Genomic DNA, 18,448 nt, shown 5'->3' with positions numbered 1-18,448 from the left:
TATAATCAAATTGATTATGTCAACAGATCAAATTAATTGCTTTTCTGTGCTTCTGTCTTAAAATACTCCGATGAGTATCGAACTTTTATCTAACTCTTCTTCGGAAGCAATCCAGAAATTGAGCCAGGCGCAGCGGGAACGCCTAGCCTTTATTGAATTTAGGCTATTTTTTCTTGGCGGACTAGGGAGACAGGAACTAATACAAAGATTTGGCGTTGCCCCGGCAGTCGCAACCAGGGATTTTGCTCAGTATCGGGAGGCATTTCCAAACAACATTAGTTTTAACGGTAAGACAAAGTCATATGAATTAGGGCACGCCTTCTCCCCTGCATTCAAACATTTTCCAGATCAGGTGCTCGCTGTCTTAGCACATGGGTATGGCTACGGAGGCGTTTACACATCTGATTGCCTTGTGCCTTGCGAACTTCCGGTTATTCTTAGTCGGCCGACAATAGATGTTCTTGCCCCGATCAGTCGTGCTATCCATCAACAAAAAATTGTTAGCCTAAACTACCAATCTCATACTAGTGGATTAACGCAACGTGAAATAGCACCCTTTGCTTTAGTGAATGACGGTTTTCGTTGGCATGTTCGAGCCTATGACCGGAAAACGAAGGAGTTTCGTGATTTTGTTTTCACTCGAATGGAAGATGTGTCTGTACTGCCGGGGAGTGTGTTGTTGAAACATGAATTACCGGAAGCTGATATTCAATGGAATCGAATTGTTGAGCTGGATTGTATACCTCATCCAAATCAACATCACCCTGAAATTATTGAAGGGGATTATGGGATGACCGCAGGCGTTTTACACATTAAGTTAAGAGCAGCTATAGCGGGTTACGTCTTACGCCAGCTAATAGTCGATTGTTCACCTACGCATAACTTGGAAGGGAAAGAATATAGGCTTTGGTTGAGAAACCATCTGGCGCTGTATGGCGTTTCCAGCGCAATTCTTGCTCCTGGATATGAAGTAACCAATTTGTAGATATTTAAGGGTTAGTGATGAAACAGGGAAATAATTCAAAGCAATTACTAGCTCAAAAGGCTTTAGAAAATCTCCGCATGCGATTGCTGGATTTAACCGCGCGTAATCGACTGATTAACTTTCGCCATACTAAAAGCGCTAGCTTGCGTATCATTGATGAATTGCCAAATCAGCTGGTAGAAACGCTGCTGGCTGAAACGGAAATGCGCTTCGAGGCAATTCCCGAACCTACTGAAGAAGAGCTCATTAGATCAGGGTATCTAAAGTTCGATGAAGAAACACAACAGTTGGTGAAGTTGCGAAACGACCCTGCCGCAGAGGAATGGGCTAAACATTTGGGTTTTGCAACGAGCTTCGAGGTGCCAGAGGTTTCTGCAGATGATGACTCTAGCAAACATTCGGATACTGGAATTCAGACATTGTTGTACCCCTTCGAGATGGAGGCGACATTAAAAAATCTTTTACAAGCGGCGGAGTCTGCGATTCAAGAAATGGGGGCGAATATCCTCTATCTGGCCTTCGGCTTTTTGGAGTGGTACGAAGCTAATAATTCGGAAAGTGTGCGTGTTGCTCCGCTGTTTTTGGTTCCTGTGCGGCTCCATAAAGGTCGATTGAATCCCGTTACTCGTGCTTACGAGTACACGCTAAGTTATTCCGGTGAAGACATAATTCCCAATCTTTCTCTACGTGAAAAACTACGAGCCGATTTCGCCATGGCTCTCCCGGAATTGGATGAAAATACGGTACCGGAGGATTACTTCAGCGAGGTTCGTGCGGCTATAAAGGATAAACAACCGCGCTGGCAGGTACGTCGCCAAATCACTTTGGCGTTGCTCAATTTCAGCAAGTTGCTGATGTATCTCGATCTAGATCCAGCGCGCTGGCCCCAAGACGCTAATATTGTCGATCACCCAGTGGTTTCAAGTTTTCTGTCAGGTTTTGGAGAGGATACGAATGTACCAGACCAGTCTGCAGTTGATCTTGGCTTCGGTGAAGAATACATCATTGATGATATGGATAAGGTACACACTAACTATCCTCTGATCGATGATGCTGACAGTTCCCAGCATAGTGCTCTTATTGATGCTGTCGATGGTAAGAACTTGGTCATTGAGGGACCACCTGGAACGGGTAAATCGCAGACCATTACCAACCTGATTGCCGCTGCCATGGCGCAAGGAAAAAAGGTACTGTTCGTTGCGGAAAAACTTGCTGCGCTTGAAGTGGTGCGTAGTCGGCTGGATAAGGCTGGGTTAGGTGAGTTCTGCCTAGAACTTCACAGCCATAAGTCGCAGAAAGTCAAAGTGCTCGATGAAGTCAGTGTGCGCTTAAAAAAGCATGGATGCTATCGAAAGCCTAAGGACATCGAGGTTGATATAGCGCGCTACGAAGAAATCAAGACCGCACTTAAAAACCATGCTCAAAAAATCAACCAGCCATGGAAGCGCACCGGTAAAACGCTGCATGAAATTTTTATGGCGGCAACGCGATATCGCAATTTGATTGGAATCAACCCCGAACCGCTTCATCCCGATGGTTATGACGGCAATAACTATGATGCAGCTGCGCAACGCCGTAATGAGGATCAGGTTGAGTTCTATCGCAAAGTCTACCAAGCGGTAGCAAGTCAGTTGGATGGTGACGCGGCGCTCCAGGATCACTCATGGTATGGAGTGCGTAATGGCGACTTACAAATATTCGATCTGGATAGGGTGAAGAAATCCCTAGGGGCATGGCAGGAGTCGCTGCATCAACTGCTTTCGCAACGAGAAGCTGTCGCCGATACCCTGGGTTGCGATAAATCTATCGTGGCTGAAACACTGACTGAAGCGCAAACTTTTCTCGAAGAATTGGAAAGTATCCCAAAATTGAAAGGTGATGAAATTTTAGAGGCAATTCCTGTTCTTCGGGGCGATGTATTGGAGAAGACGCAACGCTATCTAAAGTTGTTTGAGGATATTCAAGAGCAGTACGCTTTAATAGCTAAGAAAGCGGGGCCAGAAATACTGCAAGATCTATCAATCGCGGATCAGCTTAGCTCCGGTGGAGAGCAGTTGAAAAAACTTGTTGAGGACGATGTCACACTCGGTGGTTTGGCTGAGGCGATTAGAAGTTTGAGCGAAATCAAGAATCAGTTGGAGCAGCTTGATGAGCCATTTCAAGGTGTGGTATCTGCCTTGGGAAATGCTGGCTCCAGGCACTTTGCAGTCAGCGAGTCCGGTTTGATTGAGTTCAAAATGGTAATTGAGCTGATCGTCAGCCTCAATCCCTCATATTGGAAGCTCCGTGATGAACTTTTTGATAACGAAGAACTGGACGAGTTACTGCCGCAGTTAAGGACCGAACTTGAAGAGTTGCACGGGATTTATAACGCTGTTCATGGTGTGTTCTATTTGGAACGGATTCCAGACGAAAATGAAATCCGCCGATTAGCGAATGTACTTGCTTCAGGTGGAGTGTTTCGTTGGTTCAGAAGTGACTGGCGTGCTGCACGGAAACAGTTGCTGAGTTATGCGGCAAATGCCCAAGTAAAGTATACCCGCTTGGTGCCATTACTTAGTGACTTAGAGGCTTTGGCTGGAAAACGTCGAAAGCTTGATTCCAATACGCGCTATAACGAAGTGCTCGGCGAGCACTTACAAGGGCTGGATACAGACCTTGATGCGTTGGAGGAACTAAGAGCTTGGTATAAACGCGTGCGCCAACAGTATGGTATCGGTTTTGGGCAGAAAGTGTCGTTAGGTAATGCTATCTTGGAGTTATCGCCAAGTATTGCTAAAGCGGTCCGTTCGTTAACTGAGCGCGGCTTCAAAACCCAACTCAACGATTTGCTCGATGAGTTGGACAGATTGAAAAAGGTGTTTTCCCCCGTCGTAATGTTTCAGAACGAGCAAACCTTGCTAACCGGCGATGAGGGTGCGATTTCGTGGTTATTGGTTGCCGCCAATCAAGCCATCCAGGACTGTAGGCCCTTGGCTAGTGACGATTCACTCACAATCTCAGGTTTAGTAGAACTCATCGATCAGATTGGATTGTTAAAAAAACGTGTTGAAACGTGGCAGAAAGCCGACTTTGACGGAAAACTATTTCAAGGCAGGCTTGGCCTAAAGGTAGGATTTAGTACTGACAACACCAGTGGGGTGTCGATGTTGCGCAATACACTCCAACTCGCGCAAAGTATTGATGGAAAACTGAAAAATCAAGCGCTAATTGGCCATCTCTATAGTAACCCAACTGACACGACTTTCTCGTTCTTGGTTTCACAGGCAGAACAACTTCGTGCCATCCTGCTTTCAGAGCAAACATCTTTTCAGGAATTTGCTCGTTTGGTTCAGCTGGACCGTGAAGATTGGATTTTATACTCTGGTGATCATTTAGATGATTTAGTCGAACGAAACCAGTTGGCACTAGATAATGGCGAGATGCTGCAAAATTGGCTTGATTATGTCAGGGTACGAGATCAGCTTGAAAAATTGGGGCTCGGTAAGCTCGTAGTTGGAGTAGAAAGCTTCGAAATCGACATAGAAAAATTTGAAGATGCTTATCAAGCCGGCGTATTTGATATGTTAGCGCGAGAGATACTTCTTGAAGAACCTGATCTAGGACGATTCTCCGGGCATTCTCAGGAGGCTTTACAGGAAAAGTTTAGAGAGTACGACAATAAGCTAAAGCAGCTGCAAGCTGAGCAGATCGCATGGAAAATCGATCAAATCCAAATTCCAACAGGAAATATGGCAGCTCGTGTCAGCGAACGTACGGAGAGGGTTCTTCTTGAACATGAGTGCTCTAAGCAAACAAGGCATCTACCAATCAGGCAGTTGCTGCATAGGGCGGGTGGAGCCCTAGTGGCGTTAAAGCCATGCTTCATGATGGGGCCGATGTCTGTTGCTCAATACCTTGCCCCGGGGAAAATTGCTTTCGATCTTGTGGTGATGGACGAAGCCTCTCAGATTAAGCCGCAGGATGCACTTGGAGCCGTTGCGAGAGGTGGTCAACTGGTGGTGGTTGGCGATCCAAAACAGCTTCCTCCGACTAGCTTCTTTGATCGAATTATCGATGACGACGAAGATGATCCAACCGGTATTGAAGAGTCGGAAAGCATTCTCGATGCGACATTGCCGATGTTTCCCGCGCGTCGATTACGCTGGCATTATCGCTCCCAGCATGAAAGCTTGATTGCGTTTTCTAATCACTCGTTTTACGAGAGCAATCTGATTCTCTTCCCCTCGCCGCATAAGCAGACTGAAAACTACGGAATTCAATATTCCCGGGTACCACGTGGTTGTTTCGTAAATCGGCGAAACATGGAAGAAGCAAAGGTCATTTCCGAGGCGGTAAGAGAGCATTTCAGACATCGTCCAGAAGAAACCTTGGGCGTTGTTGCTATGAGCGCCGAACAGCGTCTGCAGATCGAGCGTGCAATTGAGACGTTGGCGAAAGATGATCCTGGGTTCCTTGCATGTTTAGAGACCGACTCAATCCGGCGAGAATCACTATTCATTAAGAATTTAGAAAATGTTCAAGGCGATGAACGTGACGTAATCTTCATTTCGATGACCTACGGTCCACAGGAACCGGGCGGCAATGTGTATCAGCGATTTGGTCCAATAAATTCTGACGTGGGTTGGCGACGCTTGAATGTACTGTTTACTCGCTCGAAAAAAAGGATGCACATTTTCAGTTCGATGGATTCAGACGATATCGTGGCCGGAGCAAACAGTAAACGTGGTGTCAAGGCTTTACGTGACTTCTTAAGCTACTGCGAAACTGGCATTCTCCATAAAACTGAGCGAGATACAGGAAGAGGTCCCGACAGCGATTTTGAGATTGCCGTGATGGCTGCGCTCAATGAAGAAGGCTTTGAATGTGTTCCCCAGGTAGGAGTTGCTGGATTTTTTATTGATGTAGCGGTAATCGATCCAGGAAATCCAGGTCGTTACCTGATGGGTATTGAGTGTGATGGCGCCACTTATCACTCCGCTAAGTCGGCACGTGACAGAGATCGTTTACGCCAAACGATTTTGGAACGCCTAGGTTGGAGAATTCGGAGAATTTGGTCAACTGATTGGTTTAAGAATCCGCACGGTGAGTTATCACCTATCATTCGCCAACTGCATGAATTGAAATCGCCCGTGCTGCTGAGTGTTTCGGAATTTGAGTCTGAGGTTGACGAGATTGCGCAGATTATCGACGAGGTCGATGCCAAAGAAGCGCAGGTTGATCAAATTACTTTTAAGGCGATGAGTTTGAAAGAAAAATTGATTCGGTTTGATCAAGAGGTGATTCGGACAGAATGTCCCGCAACTCCTGAGAATAAACGTCTGTTGCGCCCAGCGATGCTTGAAGCGCTGTTAGAATATACACCGACTAGCAAGGTGGAGTTTCTCGAGGCAGTCCCTTCTTATATCCGAAAGGCCACAGAACCAGCCGAGGGCAAATATCTGGAACAGATTTTCGACATCATAAACATGTCTTTGGAAAGAGCGTGATTACTGAAAAAGATCGCCTGACAATGCGAAAGGTGAATCAGGGTATATCCGCAGGTGCGAAATTTTTCAATATTAGTGGCACAAAATCCGGAATTTTTCATTTTTTGTGTCAAAAGGGCGTATAGGTTATGACACAAAAAATGAAAAACAGCTTTAAATTCAATGAACCACTTTTCACTTAATTTGGCATCCGACAAAATTAGTGTCGAGTGACATGTCAGATCTCATAATTTCTTAAATTTGTCTCACAATTCTTATGTGAAATCTCAAAATTTATTAATCATCCTGCCGGTGATTTTTATCGGCAGGCATCGATAGAGAAATTGGGTAGGCAGAATAGGTTCAGAAAATTGATCATCGACAGCTCCAAAAAGCAGAAGTTGGTAGAGATCTTGACGTCGGCAAATTTTGACTTGGTTTCTAATCTGCGCAAAGTTTCCTATATGGAAGAAATCGAGCTTCGACGTTGTTCAGTAAATCGCTACTGAGCAAGCGAGCGCCTAGAGTGTTCAAATCCCTGTAAAAACGCCTACGCTGCATCTGTTTGATTCGTGCTAATCTCTTGATCATGGCTAGACCGACTAAAACAATGATGCAGAAGACATCTAGTGGAAATAAGCGAACATCCGCGACCCTGCGGTCGACGAGTGGTGCGGGATTCGAGTTTGAGGACCTAATAAGAGCCTGTCACTGGTGAGCAGGCTCCAACAATCGAAGGTGCCGGCACCCAGCTTCAAGCGCAGGTTTCGACACTAGGTTGGCACATCGACGACCTGTTGTTAACCACGCAGAGTAACGCCGGATCACCTGGGCGACTGGCTATCTCAGCAAAGGGCAATCTGCAAGTCAGTGCCACAGGCGCGCCATCAGACTTCGTGAAACGAGCATGGGAATAGTGGCGGGATCCGCAGAGAGCGGGCCCCAAAAAATTGAACAGTCGTTTAAGTGAAAAACCCTGCTACTTTTGAATGTCCGCAAGGACAAAGAAACGGAGCAGTAGATGTCCAAAAAACCGAGAAGAAAACATTCCCCCGCCTTCAAAGCCAAAGTGGCTTTGGCCGCCTTGGCAGGCGATAAAACCCTGGCGCAGTTGACCCAGGAGTTTGAGATTCATCAAAATCAGATTGTCGACTGGAAGAAACAGCTGGCCGAACGGGCTGCCGAGGTGTTTGGGAAGCCCGCGGAGCCTGAATCACCGTCAGTCGACCTGCAAGCCCTACATGCGAAAATCGGCCAACTGACCTTGGAAAACGATTTTTTAGGGAACGCGCTCAACAAGGCGGGATTGCTGAGCGCAAAGCGATGATCAACCGTCAATCGGAACTGCCGATCGGTCGGCAAGCCAAGCTATTGAATATCAGTCGCGGCAGCGTGTATTACCTGCCCAAGCCGGTTTCGGAATGCGATTTGGACATCATGCGCCGAGTCGACGAACTGCACCTGAAGCACCCGTTCATGGGCGCTCGCCAGTTGCGTGACCAGTTGAACCGGCAAGGCATTCAGATTGGCCGCAAGCGTGTAAAATCCTTGATGACGAAAATGGGCATCGAAGCCGTGTACGGCAAACCCAATACCAGTAAGAAGACACCCAGTCACGAAATCTATCCCTACTTGCTACGCGGCACGACCATCAATCGCGCCAATCAGGTCTGGGCGCTGGATACGACCTATATCCCACTGGCCAAGGGTTTTGCGTATTTAACGGCGGTTGTCGACTGGGCTACTCGAAAAGTCCTGGCCGCCAAGGTGGCGATCACCCTGGAAGCCTGTCATGCGGTGGACGTGCTGGAACAAGCCTTCAAACATTACGGCAGGCCGGACATCGTCAACACCGATCAAGGCAGTCAGTTCACGGCCAAGGCGTTTGTCGAGGCGGTGAAAAACCAAGGCTGTCAGTTAAGTATGGACGGTCGCGGTGCCTGGCGGGATAATGTCTTTGTCGAGCGACTATGGCGATCCGTCAAATACGAGCGGGTTTACCTGCATGCCTACGATTCCGTCGGCCAAGCCCGCGCTTCAATCCTGGATTATTTCGAATGGTACAACCACGAACGACCGCACTCCAGCTTGAACCGAAAAACGCCGCATCAGGCGTATAGTTATGGGTTGCCAACTCTCAAGTTGGCCGCCTAAACCATGGCAGGGATTTCACTTTAAATCATCGATTTTTTGTACAATCCAATGGGGCCACTTCTGTCTATGTAGGCATTTACTGGAATAACCATCACCATTTACTGCAGACATGCCAAAAAGTCACTGGTTCGATACTGTGGGCAAACCTGCATTTATTGTTCTGGTTATCGTTATTTCCGTTCACAACTGCCTGGATGGGGGAAAATCACTTTGCGGCTATACCAACGATGGCTTACGGAGTGGTTCTATTGATGGCAGCAATCGCTTATATATTATTACAATACCTCATCATCGTTTCACAAGGGACAAATTCGCTATTAAAAAGATCTGTCGGTAGCGACTGGAAGGGTAAATCCTCACCATTGATTTACTTAATAGCGACACTAAGCACGTTTTGGTCACCATGGTTAGCTCAAGGGCTTTATGTGCTGGTCGCATTGCTATGGTTAGTGCCAGATCGACGTATTGAGAACGTGATGTCTGAATATTAAAAGGATTTTTGATTTGCCAAGCAAATGACCAAATAAAACTGGGCTTTTCATTGTAACCTTCAACAATAAATTGAGTTGGTGAAGGTCTGCTCAAGCCTATTTGAAGGTCAGCTATTGAGAAACATGTATGGCGGCTTTCTGGCAGATTGGTTCAGCACCAATTAAAGCAATGGCTTGCGCGTCAATTTTTCTTGAAAAACTGCAATAATCAGAGGTTTCCTAACCCCTTTAAACGCCATAATCGGACTTTTGATTTAGTTTTGCCTAACCTGTGATTTTTTAAAAACCTATCCGCAGACTTTTCAATACTTCTGCCACTTCGGGTTTTGCGGCCGATGTGGGCGGGAATATAGCGCAGATGGTGCGACGAATTTCCGGATCTGACAGATAACGAACTCGAATCTGATCTGCATTTTTGGTGATGGTGAATTCCGGCATTAGCGCAACACCGATTCCGGCGCGTACCATACTCAGTATCCACTCTTCGCTATTACTTCTATAGGCAGCATAAAGATTGACCTGCCGCCCCTGGCACACACTCCTCAGTGTTTCACGCAATTCACAGTTCAGGCGATCCAAGTAAGGTTCAGCTTGTATCGTCGCTAAATCAATTTGTTGCAGTTGATTGAAACGGTGTTTGTCGTTGAAGACAACGACATAGCGTTCTTCGTAAAGCTCTAAAGACTGGTAATGCTCTGCCAGTAAGGATGTTGGTGCACTGATAACTAAATCCAGGCTATCTTCATCAAGTTGATTCAATAGATTGCATTCACTGTCGACGACTAATTCCAGTTCTACATGGGGTCGTTCTTGCTGAAAGTCAGTGAAGAATGGACTTAAATGGTGTGCGGCAATTGTCGTCATCACGCCGATGCGAAGTGGCACAGTATTTAAGCGGCTGAAACGCACAGCCTCAGCTTTGACAGCTTGCGTCTTGCGCACTATTTCACGTATAGAAGGTTCAACCAAACGTCCTAAGGCCGTCAACCGACATCCGCTGCGGTCTCGGCTAAATAGCTCACCGCCAAGTTCATCTTCCAATTTCTTAATTGCTTGCGTCAGGGAGGGTTGGGCCACATAGGTTGCTTGTGCAGCGCGAGTGAACGAGCCCTTATCGCAGACGGCCAGAAAATAGCGTATTTGTTGCATTTCCACAGCTTGCCCCTTTTTAATAGGTTAAACCTATCATTAGATAGAAAAATGGTATTTTACAGTTTACCTAACTCATTATTTAATATAAACACCAAGTCACCTAAATATTCAATATTCCTATGAAAACAGCAAAATTAATCGTAATGTACCCTACGCCAACAGATTTAGAAACTTTTGAACGTCGTTATGCTGATGAGCATGTGCCGATGGCGGTCGAAAAGCTGGCCGGCAAAACACGATTTGTCGCCTCATTGATTCTTTCCAATGTAGACAAATCTGCAGCGCAGTTTCATCGAATTGCCGAGGTTTATTTTCCATCCCTCGCCGAATTAAAGGCTTGTCTGAATTCACCAGGCGGTCAAGAAACAGCTCAGCATGCCGTTGAGATTTCTAGCGGTGGTGAGCCGTTGTTTCTGATCTCCGAGGTGGAAACCTTTGATTTCTAATCCGACCATCGGATTTAACATAATCACTGTGGAGGCAAATCAATGCCTAACTCTATCAACAAACTAAAAAAGGCGGCTTACAAGCGCATTAGGTGGATGGGTCTGCTGCCTGTTGTCTTTTGGGTCGGATTAATGCCAACTATTGCCCAAGCGCATCGAGGTGCGCCTGACGAGGCCGATGCTTGCGTTACGAGGGTTGGTTTTGAACGAGTCCATTTCACGGCCTATACCCCGACTCTGTCAGGGGATCGGGAATATTGCAGCATCATTCCCGAAATCGGCCCAACTAATTTGGTGTTCGACTACGAAGGTAAAAGTCTGCGCAATGTCAGCGTGGAATTCGAAATCACCAAAGAACCTGAAGGGCAAAGGGTTTTTTATCAGCAGCCGAAAAAAGTTAAAAACGGTACTTTCGATAGTATGGTCGATTTTAGTCAATATGGTGCTGGTAATTATTTGGCACACATCGCTATTGTCGACAAGGATAAGCGTCTTGACACTCATATTCCGTTCTCTGTTGGCCTGGAATCGGTTCCGGGAAAAAGCTATATGCTGCAGATTGTGATAATCGGAAGCTTGTTGTTGCTGGCTTATATTGTAATGAAGTTAGCGAATAAGGAAGCGCCCAATCACTCACCTGAGGCATGATCGAATGGTACAGGCGAGTCAAACGTACTTAGGGGGAATATGACTATGAATATGACTCAATTAAAGGTTTATCTTTTAAGAACCAATTCTTGGCAGAAAGTGCTATTCGGGTTACCGATATTAGTAATGGTTGTCATGCTTTTGATGGATCATAGCGGCGACTCGGTAGAATTGGGGCAGGCCGTGTATCGACCTGAGATGCTGAAACGTCTTTGCAAAGCTGATCAACTCAGTGGAGACGCTGGAGAGACTTATGGTGAAGAAACCGAAAATGGCATCAAATACAATGTCCGCACACCAGCCAATTATGATGCATCCGTTGCCCACCCACTATTACTGGTATTTTCTCCGGCCGGATCGAATCGGGCTAAAACCGAAAAAACAACTGGGTTCACTTTTCCTGCTACCCAAGCCGGTTTCATCGTGGCCTATGCGGATCACCCGGAATTATCGCCCAGCACTACCGTAGAATTAGGCACCATTCCCAGTTTAATGGCCAAAAAGTGGTGTATTGATGAAAAACAGGTCTATGTTACGGGACATTCCGATGGAGGGACTTCGGCAATGGCATTAGCGTTTATGACTGGCACACGACACATCCCACGTGCAATTGCGCCGAGCGCAGCAGGGGTTGCGTATGATGATTTACGCGACCGCAAATGCCCCGAGCCCTTGCCGGTTATGATCATGCACAGCAGCAAGGATCGCCTGTTTCCTGGTTATGGTCAGCAAGCGGTGGGTTGGTGGGCAGCTTGTAATAAATGTGATCCTATTCCGGATAAAATCGCAAATGGTTGCTCCTCTTATTCAGGGTGTGCCGGGGGCGTAAAAACATTGTACTGTGAAGGTGATCAAATCCATTCACATTGGCCCGAGCGAAGTCAGGATATTGTCGAGTTTTTTGTGTCAGCGACTCAAGTTAGCCCTCGGGCAAAGTGAAATTGACTCTATATGAATCGTAATGGGTGCAAAGGTAAACCCGAAAGCAAACGGTCACCCGGATTCCTCTCGGGTCTGCCTGCTCCTTTTAGTGGCTGAACAGTTGGTTGACAACCGACCTGGACGTATTAAGCCTAGAGCCATCAAACGACGACCCAAAACGTAGCCGAATACCGGACAGCCGATTGGGTTACATGGTGCCTTAATTATTAAAATGGGATAGCTACTCCGAGCGGCGGGTTTTGGCCGAACTTGCTCTATCAGATGATGCGTTCGAAATTTTTCAATATTAGTGGCACAAAATCCGGAATTTTTCATTATTTGTGTCAAAAGTGGGTATGGTGTGTGACACAAATAATGAAATATCACTTTAAAATCAATCGCCCATTTTTCACTAATTGTGTCACCCGACAAAACATGAATGTTTGTCAGATCTCATAATTTCTTAAATTTGTCTCACAATTCTTATGTGAAATCTCAAAATTTATTAATGGTGCTTTGAAGTGGTCTGCGAACGGCGGACCACACGTTTTTGGGGACACACCTTAAATGAAAAAGCAGTAGATGAGATTGGTTCTTATCTAATAGGGATCGGTTGTAGCGAGGGGTGAAGTCCTCTCCTCATAGCCCTACCGTTTTTTTTAAAGACGAATAGCTGAATGCTAGATAGCTTCGAACCAGACTCGAAGCGCTGTATGATTCATGGATTAAGCATAACGGACCATTAAATGCCGCTAACCCTGCCCCAACTGGAACGTCATCTCTTCAAAGCCGCCGATATTTTGCGCGGCAAGATGGATGCCTCTGAATTTAAGGAATACATCTTCGGCATGCTGTTTCTGAAACGCTGTTCGGATGTGTTCGAGCAACGCCGGGAAGAGGTGATTCAACTCGGGTTAGATAACGGCAAAACCCAATCGGAAGCGGAAACCGATGCAGAAATCTCCCGCTGGTACAAAACCGAAAGCACGTTCTGGGTGCCGCTGCATTCGCGTTACGACTTTCTGCTCAACGATGCTCACCATAATGTCGGCGACTACCTGAACAAAGCTCTGGCTGGCATCGAAACCGCCAATACCAGCCTGCACGACGTACTGGAACATATAGACTTCACCCGCAAGGTCGGTCAAAGCAAAATCCCCGACATCAAACTGCGTCAGCTGATCAGTCACTTCGGCCAGCACCGGCTGCGCAACGAAGATTTTGAATTCCCCGACCTGCTCGGTGCCGCTTACGAATATCTGATCGGTGAATTTGCCGACTCGGCCGGTAAGAAAGGTGGCGAGTTCTACACGCCGCGCGCTGTGGTACGGATGATAGTCCGGCTGATCAAGCCGGAACTACACCATCACGTTTATGATCCGTGCTGCGGTTCGGGCGGCATGCTGATTGCCGCCAAGGAATTCATCGACGAACACGGCGCCGACGGCCGCAAGGCCAATCTGTTTGGTCAGGAGTTCAACGGCACGGTCTGGTCCATTGCCAAGATGAACATGCTGCTGCACGGCATCAGTACCGCCGATCTGGAAAACGAAGACACCCTGGCCGATCCGCGCCACATCGAAAATCGTGAACTGCGCCGTTTCGACCGCATCCTGACCAATCCGCCGTTCTCGATCAACTGGGGTAATGCCGAAAAGAAGGCCGACGGCACTCCGGCCTGGGCGCCGAAATTCCCTGAGCGTTTCCGCTACGGCCAAGTGCCGCTCGGGGCCAAAAAAGCCGACTTGATGTTTCTGCAACACATGCTGTCCGTATTGCGCGATGGCGGCCGTATGGCCACTGTCATGCCGCACGGCGTGCTGTTTCGCGGCGGCGAAGAAAAAGCCATCCGTGCCGGCATCATCAAAGACGACTTGCTAGAAGCGGTGATCGGCGTCGCCCCAAACTTGTTTTACGGCACCGGCATCCCGGCCTGCATTTTGGTGTTGCGCCAACAAGTGCAGGACGGTGCCAATCGCGTCAGCGGCAAACCGCCCGAGCGCCAAGGCAAAGTGCTGTTCATCAACGCCGACCGCGAATACTTCGAAGGCCGGGCCCAGAATTTCCTGCTGCCGGAACACATCGAAAAAATCGTCACCACCTTCGACCAATACCAGGCCATTGACGGCTTTTCGGCGATCATCGACAACGCCACACTGAAAGCCAACGACTACAACCTCAACATCCGCCGTTACGCCGACAACGCACCGCCGCCGGAACCGCACGATGTGCGCGCCCATTTGCTCGGTGGCGTGCCGAAAGCCGAAGTCGACGCCAAAATGGCATTGTTCGATGCTCACGGCTTAAATCCGTTGGATTTGTTTGCCCAGCGTCCAGACAGCCCCAGCTATTACGACTTCCAAGCCCACCTGGACAACCGTCAGTCGCTAAAGCCCTCCATCGAAGCCAACCCCGGCCTGAAAGCCAAGGAAGCCGCGATCCGCGTTGCCTTTGAACAGTGGTGGGCAGAACATAGCACCCGCATCACCGCATTGGCCGGGCAACGCGACAACGCCGCTAGTCTGGTGGCCTTGCGCAACGAACTGCTGCACAGCTTTTCCGATAACCTGGAACGCATCGGCTTGCTCGACCCCTTTCAAGTGCGGGGCATCGTCGCCGGCTTTTGGTATCAAAGCAAATACGACTTCCTGACCCTGATGGCCCGCGACAGCAAGGGAGTGGTCGACGCCTGGCGTACCGGCATCGTCACCGCCCTGGAAGACAAGGCTGGCAAAGACAGTCCGCTGGAACACAAACTGGTCAAATTTCTGCTCGGCGACTTTGTAAGCGCCTTAAGCGAACTGGAAGCGCAAAAAGCCGAACTGGAAAGCCAGCTTAAAGCCGCTGTTTCCGCCAAAAGCGATGACGACGAAGAGACCAGCGAAAACGAGGACGACGACAACCCGGTCGACGAAGCGCAAATCAAGGCCTGGAAAAAACAACTGGCCGACCTCAAAAAGCAACTGAAAACCCAGCAGGACGGTTTTACCCAACATTTGAACCGCGCAGTCGATGCCTTGACGCCGGAACAAGCCGCTGAACTGCTGCTTAAAATCCTCCATCACGACATGCAAACTATTCTGGAACGCTACATCGCCGCCCAGCGCAAGCAAATCGTCGCGGCGTTCGAAAACTGGTGGGATAAATACCGGGTGACCTTGACCGAAATTGAAAGCCGGCGGGATGAGGCGGCCAAAGCGTTGCAGGGGTATTTGAACGGATTGGGATATGTTTAGTCATCGTCGCCCCCGTGAATACGGGAACCCAGCACACACCCTAAGCCCTCGCTGGGTTCCCGCATACGCGGGAATGACGACTTCGTTTAGAGGTTATTTCTGTGATTAAGCTGGGATCATTGTTATCGTTGGAATACGGATGCGCTCTTCCCGCAGAAGCTCGATCCGACTTTGGTTTTCCAGTGTTTGGCTCAAATGGAGAAGTCGGACGGCACCATTCTTTTATCGTGCCTGAATCGGGGATCGTCGTAGGACGCAAAGGAAGTGTTGGAAAAATTGCCTGGTCAGAAGAGGCATTTTGGGCGATTGATACGACCTATTGGGTTAACTGTTCTTCTGAGGACAAGCGTTGGCTGTATTGGGTATTAAGCTGGCTACCATTGCATCGTTTGGATACATCTACCGGGGTGCCTGGGCTTAATAGAAACGATGTTTACGAAATTTCGATTTTTGCACCGGAATCGGAGGAACGCCAAAAAATCGCCCAAATCCTTGACACCCTCGACACCGCTATCCGCGAAACCGAGGCGATCATTGCCAAGCTCAAGGCCGTCAAGCAGGGCTTGCTGCACGACCTGCTGACGCGCGGCATCGACGCCAACGGCGAACTCCGCCCACCCCAATCCGAAGCCCCGCACCTCTACAAACGTTCACCGTTGGGCTGGATTCCGAAGGAATGGAGCGCTCTGACATTAGGACAAGCTTGCTCTCTGATACACGACGGTACTCATTTACCACCGGCTAGAGTCAATGAGGGTCCATTGCTTCTTAGTGTTCGAAATATACAAAATGGTAAGTTTGTTTTGACAGATCAGGATACACGGGTATCAGAAACGTTTTACAGCCAGATGCATAGAAATTGGGAAGTTCAAAAAGGTGATGTTCTTTTGGCAATCGTTGGCGCGACCATTGGTAAGACGGCTATAGTCGAAGATATGCCTAAGTTTACCCTACAGCGAAGCGTAGCGGTCCCTGAGAGGAAAAGCTGACAGATTACAAAATCCATTTTTGTATCTGTATATGGATTCCGCTGGGTTTCAGTCATCGCTCTGGGAACAAGTGAATCAAACAGCCCAACCTGGAATTTATCTTGATCAGCTTTCGTCAATTCGAATTCCTGTGCCGGAAATTACTGAGCAGAGCGTTATCGAGAAAAGCTTAAAATCAGCTCAACAAAAGATAAATTCGGAGTCCGATGTGCTATTTAAACTCAGAACTCAGAAAAGCGCATTGATGAACGACCTCTTAACCGGCCGCGTCCGCGTCACGCCCTTACTCGACTCCATCGGCGCATGAAATCTATCATCCCGCCTAACGAATCGCTGACCGTCGAATTCAAAAGCGACCGCAAACGCTTGCCTGATCAGGAATTGGTCGAGGCCATCGTCTGCCTGGCCAATACTGATGGCGGTGAGTTATGGCTGGGCGTGGAGGACGACGGCACGGCGACTGGCTTGCATGCCGATCATCAGCAGCTGGCCGGTTTGGGCGGCATGGTCGCGGCGCGCACCTCGCCGTCGTTGACGGTGCAGGTCGAAGCCTTAGAAGTCGCCGGGATTCGCGTCGCGCGGATCACGGTGCCGAAAGCGCAAAGCGAGGTGGCGACCAGTAACGGCGTCTATCTGCGTCGGCGCTTGAAATTCGACGGCACGCCAGAATGTACCCCGATGCTGCCGCACGACCGGCTTAGCCGGGCCAGCGCTTTCGGCTTGCTGGACGTGTCGGCGCAGCCGGTCAGCGGCGCGACTTTGGCCGACCTCGATCCGCTGGAGCGCGAACGTTTGCGGCAAGCGGTGAGCCATTACGGCGGCGACCGGGTGTTGTTGGAACTGGACGACGAAGCCCTGGACGGCGCGTTGGGCTTTACCGCCCGCCTACCCGACGGCTGCCGGGTGCCATCTTTGGCCGGTTTGCTGATTATTGGCCGCGAAACAGCCTTGCGCGAGTTGCTGCCGACTCACGAGTTTGCCTTTCAGGTATTGGCGCAGCAGGCGGTGCGTTTTAACGAGTTTCGCCGCTTTCCATTATTGAAGGCGCTAGACTGGTTGGAAACCAATTTCCGCCCTTACAACCCGGAAGACGAATTGCAGGTAGGCTTGTTTCGGGTGCCAGTGCCGAAAGTCGATTTGGGTGCGTTCCGCGAAGCGGTGGCCAATGCCTTGATTCACCGCGACTACCACAAGTTGGGCGCGGTGCATGTGCGGCTGGAAGAAGACGCGCTGGTGGTCAGCAACCCTGGCGGTTTGGTGGACGGCGTGACCTTGAGCAATTTATTGACCACCGAGCCGCGTCCACGCAATCCGGCCCTGGCCGATGCGATGAAACGCATCGGCGTGGTGGAACGTTCTGGGCGTGGCGTTGATACCATTTATCGCGGTCTGTTGCGGTTTGGTCGCCCGGCGCCGGATTACCAACGCACTGATGCGCAAAATGTGGTGTTGCGCTTGCCAACGGCGGAAGCCGATCTGGATTTTCTGAAATTGGTGGTGGAAGAGGAAAATCGCCGCAATGGGGTACTGCCAGTGGACAGTCTGATCGCCTTGGCGACCTTGCGCGAATTAAAACGTTTGAGTGCAGACGAGTTGGCGAAGCACATCCAACGTGATGCCGCCAGCGCCAAACGGACGTTGGAGGCGTTGATTGAAATCGGTTTGGTCGAGGCGCATGGCAACAATCGGGGGCGGAATTACACACTGTCTGCCAATCTTTACGCCGATAAAGCGGCTTATACCCGACAAGCCGGATTCACTTCGATTCAGAACGAACAAATGGTACTGAGCTATGTGCGTCAACATGGCCAAATCAAACGCGCAGATGTTATGGATTTGTGCCGGTTGTCGGGCGACCAAGCCGCAAAGCTACTAAAGAAACTTAAGTCTGCCGGAGCGTTGGTTCAAACGGGCGATCGTCGTTGGGCCGTTTATACGTTGGGCGATAAATCTTGATA

Annotated in this window: 12 protein-coding genes; 11 read left to right on the top strand and 1 reads right to left on the bottom strand. The window is 48.9% G+C overall.

Going from position 1 to position 18,448, the window contains the following annotated elements:
• Positions 1 to 70 precede the first annotated feature (70 nt).
• The 4 genes from PL263_RS14475 to PL263_RS14460 all read left to right on the top strand — a co-directional run bounded on the left by PL263_RS14475 (position 71) and on the right by PL263_RS14460 (position 9,098).
• Positions 71 to 985 (top strand): WYL domain-containing protein, encoded by a 915-nt coding sequence (locus PL263_RS14475; RefSeq protein WP_278210011.1) that lies wholly within the window; start codon positions 71 to 73, stop codon positions 983 to 985.
• A 17-nt stretch (positions 986 to 1,002) separates the two neighbouring features.
• On the top strand, positions 1,003 to 6,474 hold the full coding sequence (gene hhe / locus PL263_RS14470; protein WP_278210010.1) for a DUF4011 domain-containing anti-phage protein Hhe: 5,472 nt from the start codon (positions 1,003 to 1,005) through the stop codon (positions 6,472 to 6,474).
• A 1,000-nt stretch (positions 6,475 to 7,474) separates the two neighbouring features.
• A protein-coding gene (locus PL263_RS14465; RefSeq protein ID WP_278210009.1) for an IS3 family transposase occupies positions 7,475 to 8,607 on the top strand; the annotation gives its coding sequence in 2 pieces (ribosomal slippage) (positions 7,475 to 7,736 and positions 7,736 to 8,607; 1,134 coding nt in all).
• 251 nt (positions 8,608 to 8,858) lie between these two features.
• On the top strand, positions 8,859 to 9,098 hold the full coding sequence (locus PL263_RS14460; protein ID WP_278210008.1) for a hypothetical protein: 240 nt from the start codon (positions 8,859 to 8,861) through the stop codon (positions 9,096 to 9,098).
• Between the two features lie 279 nt (positions 9,099 to 9,377).
• Here the strand turns inward: PL263_RS14460 and PL263_RS14455 are convergent, their stop codons facing one another.
• The gene (locus PL263_RS14455; RefSeq protein ID WP_278210007.1) at positions 9,378 to 10,253 is read right to left on the bottom strand and encodes a LysR family transcriptional regulator; all 876 of its coding nucleotides are present in this window, start codon (positions 10,251 to 10,253) and stop codon (positions 9,378 to 9,380) included.
• A gap of 116 nt (positions 10,254 to 10,369) precedes the next feature.
• On the opposite strand from PL263_RS14455, the gene PL263_RS14450 reads away from it, so the two are divergent.
• From PL263_RS14450 to PL263_RS14420, 7 genes are all read left to right on the top strand, one after another.
• Positions 10,370 to 10,696, top strand: a complete 327-nt coding sequence (locus tag PL263_RS14450; RefSeq protein WP_278210006.1) for an EthD family reductase — start codon at positions 10,370 to 10,372, stop codon at positions 10,694 to 10,696.
• A 42-nt stretch (positions 10,697 to 10,738) separates the two neighbouring features.
• A complete protein-coding gene (locus tag PL263_RS14445; protein ID WP_256612426.1) occupies positions 10,739 to 11,344 on the top strand; it encodes a hypothetical protein in 606 nt (201 codons plus the stop codon).
• Positions 11,345 to 11,389: 45 nt separating this feature from the next.
• Complete coding sequence (locus PL263_RS14440) at positions 11,390 to 12,283, top strand: poly(3-hydroxybutyrate) depolymerase (protein ID WP_278210005.1); 894 nt, start codon at positions 11,390 to 11,392, stop codon at positions 12,281 to 12,283.
• 728 nt (positions 12,284 to 13,011) lie between these two features.
• Complete coding sequence (locus PL263_RS14435; protein WP_278210004.1) at positions 13,012 to 15,501, top strand: N-6 DNA methylase; 2,490 nt, start codon at positions 13,012 to 13,014, stop codon at positions 15,499 to 15,501.
• Between the two features lie 101 nt (positions 15,502 to 15,602).
• Entirely contained in the window at positions 15,603 to 16,490 is an 888-nt protein-coding gene (locus PL263_RS14430) for a restriction endonuclease subunit S (RefSeq protein WP_278210003.1), read from the top strand.
• A 31-nt stretch (positions 16,491 to 16,521) separates the two neighbouring features.
• Positions 16,522 to 16,797 (top strand): restriction endonuclease subunit S, encoded by a 276-nt coding sequence (locus PL263_RS14425; RefSeq protein ID WP_278212883.1) that lies wholly within the window; start codon positions 16,522 to 16,524, stop codon positions 16,795 to 16,797.
• Positions 16,794 to 18,446, top strand: coding sequence for a crosslink repair DNA glycosylase YcaQ family protein (locus PL263_RS14420; protein ID WP_278210002.1), 1,653 nt, complete (start codon positions 16,794 to 16,796; stop codon positions 18,444 to 18,446). Before PL263_RS14425 ends, PL263_RS14420 begins: the two co-directional genes overlap by 4 nt.
• Positions 18,447 to 18,448 lie beyond the last annotated feature (2 nt).

This window comes from Methylomonas sp. EFPC3 (assembly GCF_029643245.1).
Classification (GTDB): domain Bacteria; phylum Pseudomonadota; class Gammaproteobacteria; order Methylococcales; family Methylomonadaceae; genus Methylomonas; species Methylomonas koyamae_B.
This window is presented reverse-complemented; position numbering and strand designations above follow the sequence as displayed.